The following is a 16,623-nucleotide window of genomic DNA, read 5'->3' on the forward strand; positions in this document are numbered from 1 at the left end:
TCCCGGCGCGAACCGGCTCCGTCTACTGCCTGTGGTCGACCAGATCGATCAACTGTTCGACCACCGTGTCCGGCTCGACGGTGCGGTCGAAGACCGCCACCAGCAGCGTCTCCAGGTCGGGGTAGCCCAGTTCCTCGGACAGCCGCAGCAGCGGCAGGTCGCTGGCCAGGCCCCGGTTGTGCTTGCGCAACGCCAGGCCGATCGAGGCCCGGCCGAGCCGGACCTTGTCGGCGATCGAGATGCCCGGCTCGGTGTGCTCGGCGAACCAGCGGTTGATCTGCATCTGGGCGTGCGGGGACTTCACGAAGCCCAGCCACTCCCGGCGCGGGCCACGCGGGGCCACGTCCACCTCGAAGCCGCTCTCCGCGTCGTTCTCGGTGAAGATCTCCACCACGTCGCCCTCCTCCAGTTCGGAGGACAGCGGCGCGAGCCGGCCGTTGATCCGGGCGGCCAGGCAGTGGTCGCCGCGCTCGGTGCCCAGCTCGTACGCGAGGTCGACAGGGGTCGCCCCGGCCGGCAGCACCACCTGCCGCCCGTCGGCCACCACCTGGATCTGCGCCTCGGACAGGTCGCAGCGCAGCGACTCCATGAACTGGGTCGGGTCGACCGTCTCCTGCTCCCAGTCGAGCACCCGGCGCAGCCAGGCCAGCTCGTCCGCGCGGTCGGCGGCCCGGCCCGCGGCCCGGGGGAAGCGGTAGTGGGCGGCCACGCCGTACTCCGCGGAGCGGTGCATCTCGGTGGTGCGGATCAGCACCTCGACGGTGCGGTCCTGCGGGCCGCAGACACTCGTGTGCAGGGACCGGTAGAGGTTGTTCTTCGGGGAGGCGATGAAGTCCTTGAACCGGCCCGGCACCGGCCGCCACAGCCCGTGCACGGCGCCCAGGGCGGCGTAACAGTCGGTCGCCGGGCCGTCCACCACGATCGCGATGCGGGGCAGGTCGAACGGGGCGGCGTGGTCGCCGGCGACCGTGTCCTTCCAGATCGAGTAGAGGTGCCGCGGGCGGGGGGACACGTCGGCGTCGACCCGGTTGCGGCGCAGCGCCACCCGGGTGCGGGCCACCACGTCGGCGAGGTAGGCGTCCCAGCCGGGCCGGTCGTGCACGAACCGCGCGATCCGCGCGTGCTCCTCCGGCCGCAGGTGCAGCAGCACCACGTCGTCCAGCTCGCGTTTCAGGGTCTGGATGCCCAGCCGGTCGCAGAGCGGGACCAGCACCTCCTGGGTCTTGCGGGCGATCCGTTCCCGGGAGGCGGCCGAGCGGACGCCGAGCGTCCGCATGTTGTGCAGCCGGTCGGCCAGCTTGATCACCAGCACCCGGACGTCCTTGCCGGCCGCCACGATCATCTTGCGGACGGTCTCCGCCTCGGCGGCCTTGCCGTAGAACGCCTTGTCGAACTTGGTCACCCCGTCGACCAGGTGGGCGACCTCGCGGCCGAAGTCCTCCTGGAGCGCCTGCAGCGTGTAGCGGGTGTCCTCCACCGTGTCGTGCAGCAGCGCGGCGACCAGCGTGATGGTGTCCATGCCGAGGTCGGCGCAGATCTGCGCCACCGCCAGCGGGTGGGTGATGTACGGCTCGCCGCTCTTGCGGAACTGGCCGCGGTGCATGTTCTCGGCGATCGTGTAGGCCCGGCGCAGCACCGAGGCGTCGGCGCTCGGGTGGATGCCCCGATGGGCCCGGACCAGTGTGGTCACCGGATCCCCGTCGGCGGTGGGCCAGGTGAGCAGGGAACGCAGGCGGCGGGTGAGCGGCAGTTCGCCCTGGGTCGGGAGCGCGCCACCCAGGGCGGCGCCGTGTCCGGCGTCGACGTCCACCTGGGACACCTCCTCACCCCGGCCCTCGGCCACCGAAACCGGCGGCCGGGAGCAGAGCCCGCGAAACGGGCAGGTCTGCACTCCTTTAACAGACTAAGGGAGCCGAGGTAGTCCGATCGGTCAGTTGGTCATGAGCGTTCGGTCGAGAGTTTGTGGGATCCGCCGTTCTCCGCCTTCGTCAGCAGGTCGCGGAAACGCCCCGCGCCGGCCACCGGAGACGCCCATCCGGCGGTCGCCTCGACCAGCCGGGTCTCCGGTCGTTCCAACCAGGACAGGATCCGCTCGGTCTCCTCGGCGGTCGCGGCCGGCACCGGACCGTGCCCGGGCAGCACGGTCTCGGCGGTGGCCCGGATCGCGGCGATGGTGGGTCGCGGGTGGACACCCGGCGGGGACACCCCGGCCCCGGCGAGCCGGCCGTGCCGCACCAGAGCCAGCTCCCAGCCGCCCCGGGCGGCCGGACGGGCGGCGGCCAGCTCGGCGATGCCGGTCAACGCGGCCAGCCGCTGCATCCGGACCGCCGCGCGCAGCACCGCCACCAGCCGGGTGCGGGCCACCGCCGCCTCCTCGTACCGCTGGGCGGCCGACAGCGCCTCGATGCGGGCGAGCAACGCGTCCACCACCACGCCGGGGTCGTCACTGGTGGCGGTGCGGAACGGCGTCGCCGCCGCGTCGTCGTACTCCTCGGGGGTGATCCGGTGCTCGCAGGGCGCCGGGCAGCGACCCAGCTCGGCCAGCGCGCAGGCCGGCATGGTGGTGCGCCGGGAGAGCCGGTGCGTGCACTGCCGCAGCGGCACCGCGTCGTGGAAACCGGCGGCGGCCAGCTCCGCCGCCTGCCGGGACCGGAACGGCCCCAGGTAGGCCGTGTCGGTGGGCGTGATGCCGCGCACGATCGACAACCGGGGGTACGCCTCGTCGGTGAGCTTCAGCCACACCTGGCGCTCCGGATACTTCGACCGGCGGTTGTACGGCGGCGCGTGCGCCGCGATCAGCCGCAGCTCCCGGACCTCGGCCTCCAGCGAGTGGGCGCACTCGACCGCCTCCACCCGCTCGGCGGCGGCGAGCATCTCGGAGATCCGGGCCCGCTTCTCCGCGGCGGTGAAGTAGCTGCGGACCCGGGTGGCGATGTCGCCGGACGTGCCGACGTAGAGCGGCCGGTCGTCGGCGGCCCGGAAGATGTAGACGCCCGGCACCTTGGGCAGCCCGTCGGCGAGGTGCCGCTTGCGGCGCTGGGTGGGGGTGACCGCGCGGGCGAACTCGATCGCCTCGCCGACCGTGCCGACCCGGTGCCCGCCGAGGCGGCCGATCAGCCCGTGCAGCACGTCGACGGTGGCCTTGGCGTCGTCCAGCGCCCGGTGGGTGGGCTGGGTCGCGGTGCGGAAGTAGGCGGCGAGCGTGCCCAGCTTGCGGTTGGGCACCTCGTCGCGGGTCAGCACCCGCCGGGCCAGCGCGGCCGTGTCCAGCACCCGGGGGTTGGGCCAGCGGTAGCCGTGCTTCGCGCAGGCCGCCTTGAGGAAACCCACGTCGTACGGCGCGTTGTGGGCGACCAGCACGGCGTCGCTGATGAACTCGAGAAAGCTCGGGAGCACCTGCTCGATCGGCGGGGCGGGCAGCAGCATGGCCTGGGTGATGCCGGTGAGCACGGTGATGAACGGCGGGATCGGCACGCCCGGGTTGACCAGCGTGGCGAGCACGCCCAGTTCCTCGCCGCCGCGCACCTTCACCGCGCCGATCTCGGTGATCCCGCCGCCGTCGGGCGCGCCGCCGGTGGTCTCCAGGTCGACCACCACGAAGGTGGTCGCGTAGAGCGGCAGCGCCGGGTCGACACCGCTGCCCGCCGGGTCCAGGCCGGCCAGCGACTCCTGGACGTACTCCGCTCGTGTCACCCGCGGGACGCTAGCGGCACGGTCCGACACTCCTGTCACTGCGGCCCCAGGAGATACCACGGGGGTACGATGAGAGATCGGCTCACTCACCGGGCGGTGGGCCCGTTCGGGGTGGGAGACTTGCCTCATGCCCCTCATCGAGCCGCACGACGACCACTCCTCCGTGGAGGAGCCGGTGGTCGGCGTGCCCGCCGAGGAGGGCGCGCCGCCCGCCGTCGAGCCCGAGCCCGTGCTGCCCGAGCCGGTCCGGCAGCGGATCGTCACGTTGACCGCCGCCGTGCTGCCCGGCCTGCCCGCCGACGAGGTGCCGGTGCCGCTGCGGCGGGTCGCCAAGTTCGCCCCCAACCGCCGGGCCCGCCTCGGCGCGCCCGCCATCGCCGCCCAGCTCACCGCCGACCCGCTGTTCCGGCAGCGGATCACCGCCCGGGTGCTCGCCGACGCCGGTGACCTCGGCGCGGCGGTGGTCGAGGGCACCGCGCCCGCCGCCGCCGACCCGGTCGAGGTGGCCGCCCTGGCCTACCTGGCCCGGCCCCGGGGCTGGCGGGAACTGATCGACGCCAGCGGCGAGGCGGTACGCGCCGAGGCGGACAGCGCGGTCGTGGCCGAGCTGGTCCGCGAGGCCGAACAGCGGGCCGCCCGCGCCGAGCACGACCGCGCGGTGGCCCGGGTCGAGGCGGAGAAGCTGCGCGACGAGCTGGCCCGGGTCCGGGAGGAGCTGGGTCAGCTGCGCGAGGAGGCCCGCCAGTTGACCCGTACCCTGCGGGAGACCCAGGCCCGGGAGCGCAAGGCCACCGAGATGCTCGCCACCGAGCGGGGACGGGCGGCGCGTGCCGCCGCCGACGCGGACGCCGAGCTGCGCCGCGCCCGGGCCCGGCTGGCCGAGGCGGAGGCCGCCGCCGGGGTGGCCCGGGCCAGCGCCAAGGAGGCCCGCTCGGTCGACGACGCGCGGCTGTGGCTGCTGCTGGAGACGATCGGCCAGGCCGCCGTGGGGCTGCGCCGGGAGCTGGCGCTCGACCCGGTGGACAAGCTCCCCGCCGACTTCGTCGCCGACGCGTTCGCCGAGCAGCCGGGCGCCGCCTCGGCGGGCCCGTCGACGCGGGCCCGCGACACCGACGACCCGGCCCGCCTCGACCAGTTGCTCGCGCTCCCGCGGGCGCACCTGGTGGTGGACGGCTACAACGTGACCAAGCGCGGCTTCGGCGAGATGTCGCTGGAGCAGCAGCGCAAGCGGCTGATCACCGGGCTGGGCGGGATCGCCGCGCAGACCGGGGACGAGGTCACCGTCGTGTTCGACGGCGCCGAGCGGATCCACGGCCTGCCCCCGGCGCCGCGCGGCGTGCGGGTGCTGTTCTCCCGCAAGGGGGAGACCGCCGACGAGCTGATCCGCCGGCTGGTCCGCGCCGAGCCGGCCGGGCGGCCGGTGGTGGTGGTCTCCTCCGACCGCGAGGTCGCCGACGGGGTACGCCGGCACGGCGCGTACCCGCTGGGCGCCGACTCGCTGCTGCGGCGCCTGGCCCGTTCCTGACCGCCGCCCCCGCTTGATCGACTCCAGATCGGGGGAGTGGCGGGGTCGGTCGCGTGCTGATCGCGCCACTTCGGCGTACTGCTTCTGGTTCGCGGCGGGTGCTGCCTCGTTGTCCGGTTCTGTCGTACCCCGGCGTTAGCGTTCCGGTGACCGACGGTGGTGGTTCCTTCCCCGAGCGCCACCGGCGACCCGTCAGGAGGCGTTGATGCTCATCGACTGCGACACCTGCGGCAACCGCGGCGCCGGCTGCTCCGGCTGCCTGGTGACCGCGCTGCTCGACTCGGACCCGGCCGCGGCCGACCTCGGACCGGCAGAGCAGCGGGCGATCGAGGTGTTCGCGCGGGCCGGGTTCGAGGTCGAGGTGCTGCGGCCGGCGCCTGCCGAGGCGCCGGCGCCGATGCCCCGCCGCCCCGGCCGTCGCCGCCGGGTTGCCTGACGCCGCCCGCCACCCGCCACCCGCCACTCGTCCCCGACCCCGACAAGGGCCATCGATCTTGGAGTTGTGGCACCCAGAATGCCGCTTTGGTGAGCCTTGTGAGGCGCCACAACTCCAAGATCGGCGCGCGCGGGCGAGGGAGGGGCAGTGGGGACCGCGTGGCGGGCACGGCGGTCCCGCTCGGGTGCCGGGCAATAGGATGGGCGGTCACAGCGGGAGGGGAGCGGCATGACGCGGACGGGGCACGACGGCGGGGTGGGTCGGTGACCCCGCGCGCCTGGGCGCTGCTGACCCTGGGCGGCCTGGTGGTCGCACTGCTCGTGGCGGTCGCCGTGCTGGTGCCGTGGAGCCGGCCGCCGGCGCCCCGCGCCGACCAGCTCGCGGCCCTGCGTGACCTTCCGGCCGAGCAGGTGACCCGGGGCCGGGCGTTCCACGGCGCGCTGCGCCCGGCGGCCTGGTCGGCGCTGGCGGTCGGGCTGGTGGTGGCGGTGCTGCTCGGGCTGACCCCGCTGGGCGGGCGCCTGGTCGAACTGGTCGGCCGGCCCTTCGGCGGGCACTGGATCGCGCAGGCGGTGCTCGGCGGGCTCGCCGTCATGTTCCTCGCCGACCTGCTCACGCTGCCGTTCGCGGCCTGGCGGCGCACCGTGCTGGTCCGCTACGGGCTCAGCACCCAGAGCTGGGGCGGCTGGGCGGTCGACCTGCTCAAGTCGTACGCGGTCAGCGCGGTGATCGGCGCGCTGGTCCTGCTCGGCTTCTACACCGTGGTGCGGCTCGCCCCGCGCTGGTGGTGGGCGTTCGGCGCGGCCGGCGCGGCGGCCCTGGTGGTGGTGCTGTCGTTCGTGCTGCCGGTGCTGGTCGAGCCGGTGTTCAACAGGTTCACCCCGATGGAGCCGGGCCCACTGCGCAGCGAGCTGACCGCGATGGCCGCCCGGGACGGCGTACCGGTGCGTGACGTGCTCGTCGCCGACGCGTCCCGGCGTACCAGTGCGGTGAACGCGTACGTCTCCGGGCTCGGCCCGACGCGGCGGGTGGTCGTCTACGACACGTTGCTGCGCGAGGCGGAGCCGGCGGAGGTGACGAGCGTGGTCGCCCACGAGCTGGGCCACGCCAAGGACCGCGACGTGTGGACCGGCACGCTGCTCGGCGCGCTCGGCGCCGCCGCCGCTGTGGTGGCGCTCTACCTGGTCGGGTCCTGGACGCCGTTGCTGCGGCTCGCCGGTGTCGACTCGATCGCCCAGCCGCGGGCGTTCCCGCTGCTGATCGCGCTGGTCACGGTCGCCGGGCTGCTCGCCACCCCGGCGCAGGCGCTGGTCTCGCGCCGGATCGAGGCCCGCGCCGACGCCCACGCGCTGGCGCTCACCGGCGACCCGGCGACGTTCGAGGCGATGCAGCGCCGGCTCGCCGGGGTCAACCTGGCCGACCCCGACCCGCCGCGCTGGGAGCGCCTCTGGTCGGCGACCCACCCGTCCACAGTCGAGCGGATGGCAGCCGCCCGCGCCTACGCCAGGGAGCCGGGCCGATGAGCCGCACCTTGCTGATCACCAACGACTTCCCGCCGCGCCCCGGCGGCATCCAGTCGTTCGTGCACAACCTCGCGGTACGCCAGCCGCCCGGCTCGGTGGTGGTCTACGCGTCGAGCTGGCGCGGGGCGGAGAAGTTCGACGCCGACCAGCCGTTCGAGGTGGTCCGGGAACGGACCCGGGTGCTGCTGCCCACCCCGCTGATCGCCCGGCGGGCGGCGCGGCTGGCCCGCGCGTACGACTGCGACACCGTCTGGTTCGGCGCGGCGGCCCCGCTGGGGCTGCTCGCCGCAGGCCTGCGGCGGCGGGCCGGGATCCGCCGGGCGGTGGCGCTGACCCACGGGCACGAGGTCGGCTGGGCGGCGCTGCCCGGGGCCCGCTCGGCGCTGCGCCGGATCGGCCGGGGCGTCGACGTGACCACCTACCTCGGCGAGTACACCCGGGCGCGGCTGGCTCGCGTGCTGGACGGGCTGACCGAGTTGCGGCGCCTCGCCCCCGGTGTGGACGTGGACACCTACCACCCGGAGGTCGACGGCGGGCCGGTCCGGTCGCGGCTCGGGCTGGCCGACCGGCCGGTGGTGGTGTGCGTGTCGCGGCTGGTGCCCCGCAAGGGCCAGGACATGCTGATCCGCGCGCTGCCGGAGATCCGCCGCCGGGTGCCCGACGCCGCGCTGCTCGTGGTCGGCGGTGGCCCGTACCGCTCGACGCTGGAGAAGCTGGCCCGGCAGACCGGGCTGGAACGCGACGTGGTCTTCACCGGTTCGGTGCCCTCGGCCGAGCTGCCCGCCCACTACGCGGCCGGCGACGTGTACGCGATGCCGTGCCGCACCCGCAACCGGGGCCTGGACGTGGAGGGCCTCGGGATCGTCTACCTGGAGGCGAGCGCGACCGGGCTGCCGGTGGTGGCCGGTGACTCCGGCGGCGCCCCGGACGCGGTCCGCGAGGGGGAGACCGGGTACGTGGTCGGCGGCCGGGACGTGGCCCAGCTCGCCGACCGGGTGGCCACGCTGCTCGCCGACCGGGACCTGGCCCGGCAGTTCGGTGCCGCCGGCCGCGCCTGGGTGGAGCGGGAGTGGCGCTGGGAGACGCAGGCGCAGCGGATGGCCGCCCTGCTGGCCGGCTGACCGCGCGAGCCGGACGGGCCGAGAAACGCGGCCGGGTCGGGAGGCGCGCCGGCCCGGCTCAGGAGACCGCGTCGACGTGGGCGGGCACCCGGCCCAGGTGCGGCGCGGCCGGCCCGGGGCGGCCGAAGTGCCAGCCCTGCCCGGCGTCGCAGCCGATCGCGCGCAGCCGGTCGGCCTGGTCGGCCGTCTCCACGCCCTCGGCGGTGACGGTGAGGTCCAGCGCGTGCGCCAGCGAGACGAGCGAGGCGAGGATCCGCTCGTCGGTACGACTGCCCGGGGCGCGCAGGCCGGTCACGAACTCGCCCGCCACCTTCAGCTCGTCGACCGGCAGGTCCCGCAGGTACGCGAGGTTGCAGTAACCGGTGCCGAAGTCGTCGATGGCGACCCGGACCCCGAGGTCACCGAGCACCCGTAGCGCTCGTACCGGCTCGACCACGGTGCTCATCATGGTGCTCTCGGTGATCTCCAGTTGCAGCCGGTGCGGCGGCAGGCCGGTGCGCCCCAGCACACCGCGTACCTCGGTCACCAGGTCGGTGCGGTGCAGCTGCCGTACCGCGAGGTTGACGCTGACGAACGGCGCGTCGGCGTCCCCGCCCGGCCAGGTGCCCGCCTCGCGGCACGCCTCGGCCAGCACCCAGCTGCCGAGCCGGACGATCAACCCGGTCTCCTCGGCCAGCGGGATGAAGCTGTCCGGCCGCAGCACACCCAGCTCCGGGTGACGCCACCGCACCAGCGCCTCCATGCCGAGCACCCGCCCGTCGCGCAGCGACGTCAGCGGCTGGTAGTCGAGGTAGAACTCGCCCCGGTCCAGCGCGGCGGGGATCGCCGCGGACAGCGCGTACCGGGCCAGCTCGCGGCGGTTGCGGTCGGCGTCGAACAGCGACCAGCGGGCCCCGCCGGCGGCCTTGGCCCAGTGCAGGGTGCTGTCGGCAGCGCGCATCAGGTCCATCGGCGAGGTGCCCGCGACCGGGCGCTCCACGATGCCGATGCTCGCGGACACGGTCAGCTCGTGGCCGTCGACGAGCGCCGGCTCGCGTACCGCGGCGAGCGCCGTCTCGGCGACCTTCACCGCGTCGTCGGTGCCGGCGCTGCGCTCGACCAGGATCACGAACTCGTCGCCGCCGAGCCGGGCGACCAGGTGTTCACCGAGCGCCCCGTGCAGGCGCTGGGCCACCGTCACCAGCAGCGAGTCGCCGACCTGGTGGCCGAGGGAGTCGTTGACGACCTTGAACCGGTCCAGGTCGAGGAAGCACACGCCGATCCGGTCGGCGCCCCGCCCCGGCGCGGTGATCGCGGCGGTCAGCCGTTCGGTGAACAGGGTGCGGTTCGGCAGGCCGGTGAGCGGGTCGTGGGTGGCCTGGTGCCGGAACCGGGCCTCGCTGTCGCGCAGCGCCCGTTCCGCCTGCGCACGGGCCATCATGGCGGCCCGGCGGATGGACTCCTGCTCGTCCAGCGTGCGGTCGCGCAGGGCCCGGGCGTAGCCGGTGGCGACGGTGGCGAGCAGCCGGGCCATCCGGTCCTCGACGTCGTCGACGACCAGGTCGAGGTCGCGGACCAGGCGCAGCTGGATCACCTCGACGGTGCGACCCAGGCCCTCCGCGGAGGCGATGTGCGCCTGGACCAGCTCCGCGCCGACGTGCTGGCCGATCCGCAGGTCGAACGGTTCGGCGCGCATCGCCTGGGCCAGCCGGTCGGTGAGCCGTTGCAGGATCTCCTCCAGCTGCGACTGCGCCATCGGCAGGTAGCTGGTGCCGGACACCGCCTTGGCCCAGGCCCGGGCGAACACGCCGGGCCGGCAGCGGGTCGCGTCGTCACCCACCGAGCCGCCCGACCCCGCCCATGAAGACGGCCCGCTCGGCGTTCTCCGCCTGGTCGGGGGAGTCCGGCCGCCACTGCGGCACCCACACCACGCCCGGGTCGACCAGCTCGAAGCCGTCGAACAGCGCGGTCATCTCGGCCCGGCTGCGGATCCAGAGCTGGCTGTCGGTGCGCCGGTAGACCCGCTCCGCCTCGGCCCGCTCGCCGGTGCCGGCGCGGCCGTCCTCGCTGGCCTGGGAGAGCACCAGGTGGCTGCCGGGCGCCAGCGCCGCGCGCAGCGTCCGCAGGATCTCCTCCGGGCGGTCGGCGTCCGGGACGAAGTGCAGCACCGCCACGATCATCACGGCGACCGGCCGGCTGAAGTCGAGCAGCCGGGTGACCTCCGGGTGGGTCAGGATCGCCTCCGGGTTACGCAGGTCCTCCTGGAGAACCGTGGCGTGCTCGTTGCCGGCCAGGATCTCCTGGCTGTGCGCCACGGCCACCGGGTCGACGTCGACGTAGACCACCCGCGACTCCCTGTCGATCCGCTGGGCGATCTCGTGCACGTTGCCGACGGTCGGGATGCCGGAGCCGATGTCGAGGAACTGACGGATGCCGGCCTGAGCGAGGTACTGCACCGCCCGGCGCAGGAACGCGCGGTTGGCCTGTGCCATCAGCGGCGCCTCCGGCACCGCCTCCACCATCGCGCGGGCGGCCGCCCGGTCGGCGGCGAAGTTGTGCGAGCCGCCGAGATAGTAGTCGTACATGCGGGCGACGCTGGGGCGCTCGATGTCGATCGTCTCCGGTGCCCAGTCCGGCCGCTGCATGTCCTGCCCCTCGGGTGTCGGCGACACGCGGTCGTCACCGCCGCGCGGATCACCCGCGTATTCTGCCCCTCCGCCGTCGCGCTGCAAAGACCGCCGTCACTGTGCGTCCGGCCGTTCACAGTGCGCGACCATGCCGCGGCCGGGTACGCCGAGAGGCCCGCGTCCGTGGTGGACGGGGCCTCTTCCGGCGGTACGCCTCAGAACTTGGGTGCGTCCGGGGCCTCGAGCAGCCCCAGCCGCAGCGCGGTCATCAGGGCCTGCGCCCGGTTGGCGGCGCCCAGCTTCTCGTAGAGCTTGGAGATGTGGGTCTTGGCCGTCGACTCGCTGACGAACAGCTGCTTGGCGATGCCGGCCACGCTCATGCCGTCGGCGAGCAGCCGCAGCACCTGGCCCTCGCGGGGGGACAGCTGCGGGCCGGACGGCGCCAGCCGGCGCTTCATCGCCTCGGCCAGGTCGGCCGCGGTGAACGCGCTGGGGGAGGAGGCGGCGTGCCGGGCGGCGGCCACCACCTCGTCGGCCGGGGCGGTCTTCGGCACGAACGCGCTCGCCCCCGCCTCCAGGGCGCCGAAGAGCTGGTCGTCGCCGGCGTACATGGTGAGCACGACGATGCCCATCGACGCGCTGGACTTGCGCAGGGCGCGGGTGGCCTCCAGGCCGCTGCCGTCGGGCAGGCGGAGGTCCATGATCACCACGTCGGGCTGGAGCGCGCCGGCCTGGCGCACGCCCTCAGCCGCGGTGGCCGCCTCGCCCACGACCTCGAACTGGCGGTCGCGCTCGAACGCGTGACGCAGCCCCTTGCGGATGAGGTCGTGGTCGTCGACAAGGAGAACCTTGGTACGGGTGGCCGGTGTCGGACTGCTGGTCATCCTCGGGTTACTCCCCTTCTGCTGCTGCGGCGCTGCCGCGCACCTTATCGCGCCGGGGCGACGAACCGAGCACCACCGCCACAGTCGTCCCACTCGGCTGCCGCGGCCTGATCTCCAACCGGCCCCGGATACGTTCCGCCCTCTCGGCCATGATCGCAAGGCCATAGTGCCCGTCCGGGCGCTGGTCACCGATGCCGTGACCGTCATCCGACACTTCGATTCGGGTGTACGGGGGATCCACCTCGCACGTGACCCACAGGTTCGACGCGCCGGCGTGCTTGCGCGCGTTGGTCACCGCCTCCTGCGCGATGCGCAGCAACTCGGCCTCGGTGGCGGCGGGCAGCCGGGCGGTGGACTCGTCCAGCGACAGGTGCACCCGCAGGCCGCCGGACGCGCCGACGGTGCGGGCGTACTCGGCGATGGCGGCGGCCAGGCCACCGTGCCGGTCCACCTCGCTGCGCAGCTCGAACAGGCTCAGCCGCAGCTCGGTGATCACCCGGGTGACCTCCTGGCGCAGCGTCCGCAGCGAGTCGGCGGTCTCCTCGGCGTCCTCGTGCACGGTGGCCAGCGCGTTGTCGATGCCGTACCCGACCATGACCAGCTCCTGGGCGACCCCGTCGTGGATCTCCCGGGCCAGCCGCTGCCGCTCCTCGTTCGTCGCCAGCGAGCGCACCTCGTCGAAGAGCAGCGCCGCCTCCAGCCTCAGCGCCGCCGGGCCGGTCAGCGCCGTGACCCGGGACACCACCGGCGGCGGGTACGCGGCGGCGGTGTCCGCCTCGATCACCACCAGGCCGACCGTGCGTACGCCCGCCACCAGCGGGACGATCAGCGCGGAGACCTCACCGGAGTGCCGGGACCGGGCCTGCGAGCGGGCCGAGACGGTCGGCTGCTGGCTGGCCCAGGCGTCGGCGATGGCCGAGTCGGCGTCGAGCGTGGTCTCCCAGTCGACCCGGTCCGCGCCGATCTGCGCGAGCACCACCAGCCGGCCGCCGCCGCTGGCGGACAGCACCGCGCCCCGGTCGGTCTTGGCGACCACCCGCAGCTCCTCCAGCAGGTGCTCGGAGATGCCGCCCGGGTCCAGCGTGGCGCCGGGCAGCTGGCGGGCGACCGTCCGCAGCTGGGTGAGCAGGCGGGTCGCCTCGGCGTACGGCTGGGGTTTGCCCTCGCCGCGCACCCGCATGACGCGCTGGAGCGTGCCGGCGGTGTAGAGGCCGAGCCCGGCGAGGATCAGCCACTGGGCGCAGACCGCGAGGTAGCCGACCTGGCCGAGCTGCGGCCCGCCGTCGACCTGGGTGAACGCGGCGCTGGCCAGCAGCGTCGCCGCCGCCACCGCGAGCAGCGCGGCGCCCTCGCGGAAGCGGCGGCTCAGCGCGGTCACGGTGACCGGCACGGCGAGGTACGGCAGCACCGCCGAGGCGCCCAGCCCGCCGGTCACGCCGGACAGGTGGGTGTCGGCGGCGACCTGGCTGGCGGCCAGCCCGAGCACCACCACCTCGGCGAAGCGGCTGATCGGGGCGAGCAGCCGGTGTTGGGGGGCGAGCACGGCGGGCAGGCCGGCGACGCCCAGCAACGCGATCCACCAGAGCTGGGTGGCGTCGCGGGTGGCGAACAGGGTCAGGGCGGCGACCAGCGCGAGGAGGACCGCGCGAGCCGCCGCCGCGAGGGGCTGCGTCGACGGCTGGCGGGATGTGGAGGCGGGCACGTGACGGATGGTAGTCAGCCCCGGTAGATCTCGGCGATCTCCGAGGCGTACGTCTTGTGCACGACCTGACGCTTCACCTTCAGCGACGGGGTCAGCTCGCCGGTGGTCTCGGTGAAGTCCTGCGGCAGGATCCGGAACACCTTGATCGCCTCGGCCTTGGAGACCGCCTGGTTGGCCTGGTCGATCGCGGACTGCACCTCGGCGCGCAGCGCCGCGTCCTCGCGCAGCTCGGCGATGCTCGTGGTCTCCGGGCGCCCCTGCCCGGCCAGCCACTTCGGCAGCGCCTCCTCGTCGATGGTGACCAGGGCGGCGATGAACGGCTGCCGGTCGCCGACCACCACGCACTGGCTGATCAGCGGGTGCGCCCGTACCTGGTCCTCGAGCACCGCCGGGGCGACGTTCTTGCCGCCGGCGGTCACGATGATCTCCTTCTTGCGGCCGGTGATGCTCAGGTAGCCGTCGTCGTCGAGGTGCCCGAGGTCGCCGGTGCGGAACCAGCCGTCGGCGCTGATCGCCTCGGCGGTGGCCGCGTCGTTGTGCCAGTAGCCCTGGAAGACGATGTCGCCGGCGATCAGCACCTCGCCGTCGTCGTCGATCCGGATGGTGACGCCGGGCAGCGGGCGGCCGACGGTGCCGATCCGGGTGCCGGTGGGCAGGTTGGCGGCGGCGGCCGGCGAGGTCTCGGTGAGGCCGTACCCCTCGCAGATGGTCACCCCGACGCCGCGGAAGAAGTGCCCGAGCCGCGCGCCGAGCGGCGCGCCCCCGGAGATGGCGTCGCGGCACCGGCCGCCCATCGCCGCCCGCAGCTTGCGGTAGACCAGCTTGTCGAAGAGGGCGTGCTGCGCGCGCAGGCCCAGGCCGGGACCGCCCGGCAGCTCCTGCGCCTCGCTCCACGCGATGGCGACCTTCTCCGCGCGGTCGAAGATCTTGCCCTTGCCCTCGGCCTCGGCCTTCTGCCGCGCGCCGTTGTAGACCTTCTCGAAGACCCGGGGTACGGAGAGCACGAACGTCGGCTTGAAGTCCTGCAGCTCGGCGACCAGGTTCTTGGTGTCCGCGCAGTGCGCCATGGTGGCCCGGGCGTGCACCACGCCGACCTGGATGAGCCGGGCGAACGCGTGCGCGAGCGGCAGGAACAGCAGCGTCGAGGCGCCCTGGCGGAACAGGTTCGGCAGCACCGGCACGGCGTTGGCGATGTCGGTGTAGATGTTGCGGTGGGTCAGCACGCAGCCCTTGGGCCGGCCGGTGGTGCCGCTGGTGTAGATGATCGTGGCGACGTCGTCGGCCTTGAGCAGCGAGCGGCGGGTCGCCACCTCGGCCGGGTCCACCGACGCGCCGGCGGCGACCAGGTCGTCGACCGCGCCGAGGTCGATCTGCCAGACCTCGCGCAGCTCGGGCAGCCGGTCCCGGACGCCCGCGACCAGGGTGGCGTGCGCGGTGCTCTCCACCACCACGGCGACGGCGCCGGAGTCGCCGAGGATCCAGGCGGCCTGCTCGGCGCTGGAGGTCTCGTAGATCGGCACGGTGACCGCGCCGGCCGCCCAGATCGCGTAGTCGAACAGCGTCCACTCGTAGCGGGTGCGGCTCATCAGGCCGACCCGGTCGCCGGGGGAGACGCCGGCCGCGATCAGGCCCTGCGCCACCGCCACCACCTCGTCGCGGAACTGGCGGCAGGTCACCTCCTCGCGCGCACCCGTCCCGGCGGCGGGGCGGACGAACTGCACGGTGTCCGGGGCGACCTCGGCGTTTTCCCAGACCGGGTCGGTCAGGTTGGCCGCGTCGCCGACGGTGACGATCGGCGGGACGGAGAACTCGCGCACCTGCACTCCCTCGTGCTCTACCGGCGGGGGCCGGCCTGGTCGGCTCTGTCGAAACCTACCCGCACACCCCGGGGGGTCTGCCAGGGAGGTTGCCCGCCCGGCTGGTGGGACGCCGTCCGGCGGGTGGAGCGGCACCGGCCGGGAGGCGGCCGGGTAGCCTCCCCCCATGGCGGACTCCTCCACCCAGTCGATCATCATCGGCGCGTCACCGGACCAGGTGGCGGCCGTCATCTGCGACTTCCCGAGCTATCCCGAGTGGGCCGAGGCGGTACGCGCGGCCGAGGTGATCGAGGAGTACGAGGACGGCTACGCCAGCCAGGTCCGGTTCACCCTCGACGCGGGCGTGATGGCCGACGAGTACGTGCTGGCCTACGAGTACGCCGAGGACATCTCCCGGATCGAGTGGCACCTGGTCGCCCCGTCGAAGATGCAGCGCTCCCAGCGCGGCTCGTACGACCTGGCGGGCAACCCGGACGGGACGACCACGGTGACCTACACGCTCGAGGTGGAGCTGTCCGTGGCGATGCTCGGCATGTTCCGCCGCAAGGCCGAGAAAATGATCATGGATGCGGCGTTGAAGCAGCTCAAGCGCCGGGTAGAAGCACCCGGTGCGGCGCAGGAGACCCGACCGTCGTCCCGGTAGTCACGCTGAAGGAGCCGAACCATGGGCACCACTGATCCGGGTTCGGCCCGGGAAGAGGCCGAGCGCCTCGTCGCCACCCTGCTCGCCGGCGCGAAGATGGCCGCCGCCGCGCCCGGCTCCGGCGCCTGGGGTCCGCTCGGTGGGATCCTCTCCGGTGTCCTCGGTCACACCCCGCCCGGTGCCGCTTCCGCCCCGAAGGCCGCCGCGCCCGCCGGTTTCGCCACCGGCTCGCCGGAATGCTGTGTCTGCCCCGTCTGTCGCGGTATCGCCGCGTTGCGCGACCCGAGTCCGGAATTCGCCGAGCGGCTCGCCACCGGCGCCGGGGACCTGGCGGCCGGGGTGGCCAGCCTGCTGCGTGCCTTCACCCCGGCCGAGGCGGAGCGGACCGCCGACGACGGGACCGCCGCGCCGGCCGGATCCGGCGACCACGTGTGGCGCGAGGCGACCCGTACCGGGCATGATTCTCAGCCGGCACCCGAGCAGGACGTGTGGTCCGCCGCCACCCGGGGGGAGGGCGCGGCCGATTCGGGTGCCACCGCCGACGCCGCCGGGCCGCCGGAGCCGGGCACGAGCCGGCCACCGGCCGGCCGTCCCGTGGTGCCCGCCTCGCGGGCGTCCGGAGAGGTGGGCGCGGACGCACCAGGCGACGGGGCCTGACCACCGGACATCCCGG

The 16,623-nt window shown here is 74.5% G+C and carries 13 protein-coding genes; 6 read left to right on the forward strand and 7 right to left on the reverse strand.

Annotated features, from left to right (window positions below; genetic code table 11):
* Window positions 1–22 precede the first annotated feature (22 nt).
* Both O7604_RS17725 and O7604_RS17730 read right to left on the reverse strand, forming a co-directional pair.
* Window positions 23–1,810 carry a RelA/SpoT family protein gene (locus tag O7604_RS17725; protein ID WP_281577150.1) on the reverse strand — a complete coding sequence of 596 codons (1,788 nt, stop codon included), beginning with the start codon at window positions 1,808–1,810 and terminating at the stop codon, window positions 23–25.
* 128 nt (window positions 1,811–1,938) lie between these two features.
* Window positions 1,939–3,693 (reverse strand): DEDD exonuclease domain-containing protein, encoded by a 1,755-nt coding sequence (locus O7604_RS17730; RefSeq protein WP_281577151.1) that lies wholly within the window; start codon window positions 3,691–3,693, stop codon window positions 1,939–1,941.
* Between the two features lie 127 nt (window positions 3,694–3,820).
* Here O7604_RS17730 and O7604_RS17735 point away from each other — a divergent pair, with 127 nt between their 5' ends.
* The 4 genes from O7604_RS17735 (at window position 3,821) to O7604_RS17750 (ending at window position 8,298) form a co-directional block, all read left to right on the forward strand.
* Window positions 3,821–5,218, forward strand: coding sequence for an NYN domain-containing protein (locus tag O7604_RS17735; RefSeq protein WP_281577152.1), 1,398 nt, complete (start codon window positions 3,821–3,823; stop codon window positions 5,216–5,218).
* Between the two features lie 205 nt (window positions 5,219–5,423).
* Window positions 5,424–5,654 (forward strand): hypothetical protein, encoded by a 231-nt coding sequence (locus O7604_RS17740; RefSeq protein WP_269704837.1) that lies wholly within the window; start codon window positions 5,424–5,426, stop codon window positions 5,652–5,654.
* Window positions 5,655–5,917: 263 nt separating this feature from the next.
* Window positions 5,918–7,177: a M48 family metallopeptidase gene (locus O7604_RS17745; RefSeq protein WP_281577153.1), complete on the forward strand. Its 1,260-nt coding sequence runs from the start codon at window positions 5,918–5,920 to the stop codon at window positions 7,175–7,177.
* Window positions 7,174–8,298 carry a glycosyltransferase family 4 protein gene (locus O7604_RS17750; protein WP_269704839.1) on the forward strand — a complete coding sequence of 375 codons (1,125 nt, stop codon included), beginning with the start codon at window positions 7,174–7,176 and terminating at the stop codon, window positions 8,296–8,298. The genes O7604_RS17745 and O7604_RS17750 overlap by 4 nt, the downstream gene beginning before the upstream one ends.
* 58 nt (window positions 8,299–8,356) lie before the next feature.
* On the opposite strand, the gene O7604_RS17755 is transcribed toward O7604_RS17750, so the two are convergent.
* The 5 genes from O7604_RS17755 to O7604_RS17775 form a co-directional block, all read right to left on the reverse strand.
* Window positions 8,357–10,033 (reverse strand): bifunctional diguanylate cyclase/phosphodiesterase, encoded by a 1,677-nt coding sequence (locus tag O7604_RS17755; protein WP_281579976.1) that lies wholly within the window; start codon window positions 10,031–10,033, stop codon window positions 8,357–8,359.
* Between the two features lie 76 nt (window positions 10,034–10,109).
* Window positions 10,110–10,922 (reverse strand): SAM-dependent methyltransferase, encoded by an 813-nt coding sequence (locus O7604_RS17760; RefSeq protein ID WP_269707045.1) that lies wholly within the window; start codon window positions 10,920–10,922, stop codon window positions 10,110–10,112.
* Between the two features lie 197 nt (window positions 10,923–11,119).
* Entirely contained in the window at window positions 11,120–11,788 is a 669-nt protein-coding gene (locus O7604_RS17765) for a response regulator transcription factor (RefSeq protein ID WP_013287678.1), read from the reverse strand.
* Between the two features lie 7 nt (window positions 11,789–11,795).
* Window positions 11,796–13,490 carry a GAF domain-containing sensor histidine kinase gene (locus O7604_RS17770; protein ID WP_281577154.1) on the reverse strand — a complete coding sequence of 565 codons (1,695 nt, stop codon included), beginning with the start codon at window positions 13,488–13,490 and terminating at the stop codon, window positions 11,796–11,798.
* 14 nt (window positions 13,491–13,504) lie between these two features.
* Entirely contained in the window at window positions 13,505–15,307 is a 1,803-nt protein-coding gene (locus tag O7604_RS17775; protein WP_269704841.1) for an AMP-dependent synthetase/ligase, read from the reverse strand.
* Between the two features lie 166 nt (window positions 15,308–15,473).
* Between O7604_RS17775 and O7604_RS17780 the strand changes: the two genes are divergently transcribed.
* Window positions 15,474–15,950, forward strand: coding sequence for an SRPBCC family protein (locus O7604_RS17780; RefSeq protein ID WP_281577155.1), 477 nt, complete (start codon window positions 15,474–15,476; stop codon window positions 15,948–15,950).
* Window positions 15,951–15,971: 21 nt separating this feature from the next.
* Window positions 15,972–16,607: a hypothetical protein gene (locus tag O7604_RS17785; RefSeq protein WP_281577156.1), complete on the forward strand. Its 636-nt coding sequence runs from the start codon at window positions 15,972–15,974 to the stop codon at window positions 16,605–16,607.
* Window positions 16,608–16,623 lie beyond the last annotated feature (16 nt).

It is taken from the genome of Micromonospora sp. WMMA1947 (assembly GCF_027497355.1).
In the GTDB taxonomy this organism is placed as follows: domain Bacteria; phylum Actinomycetota; class Actinomycetes; order Mycobacteriales; family Micromonosporaceae; genus Micromonospora.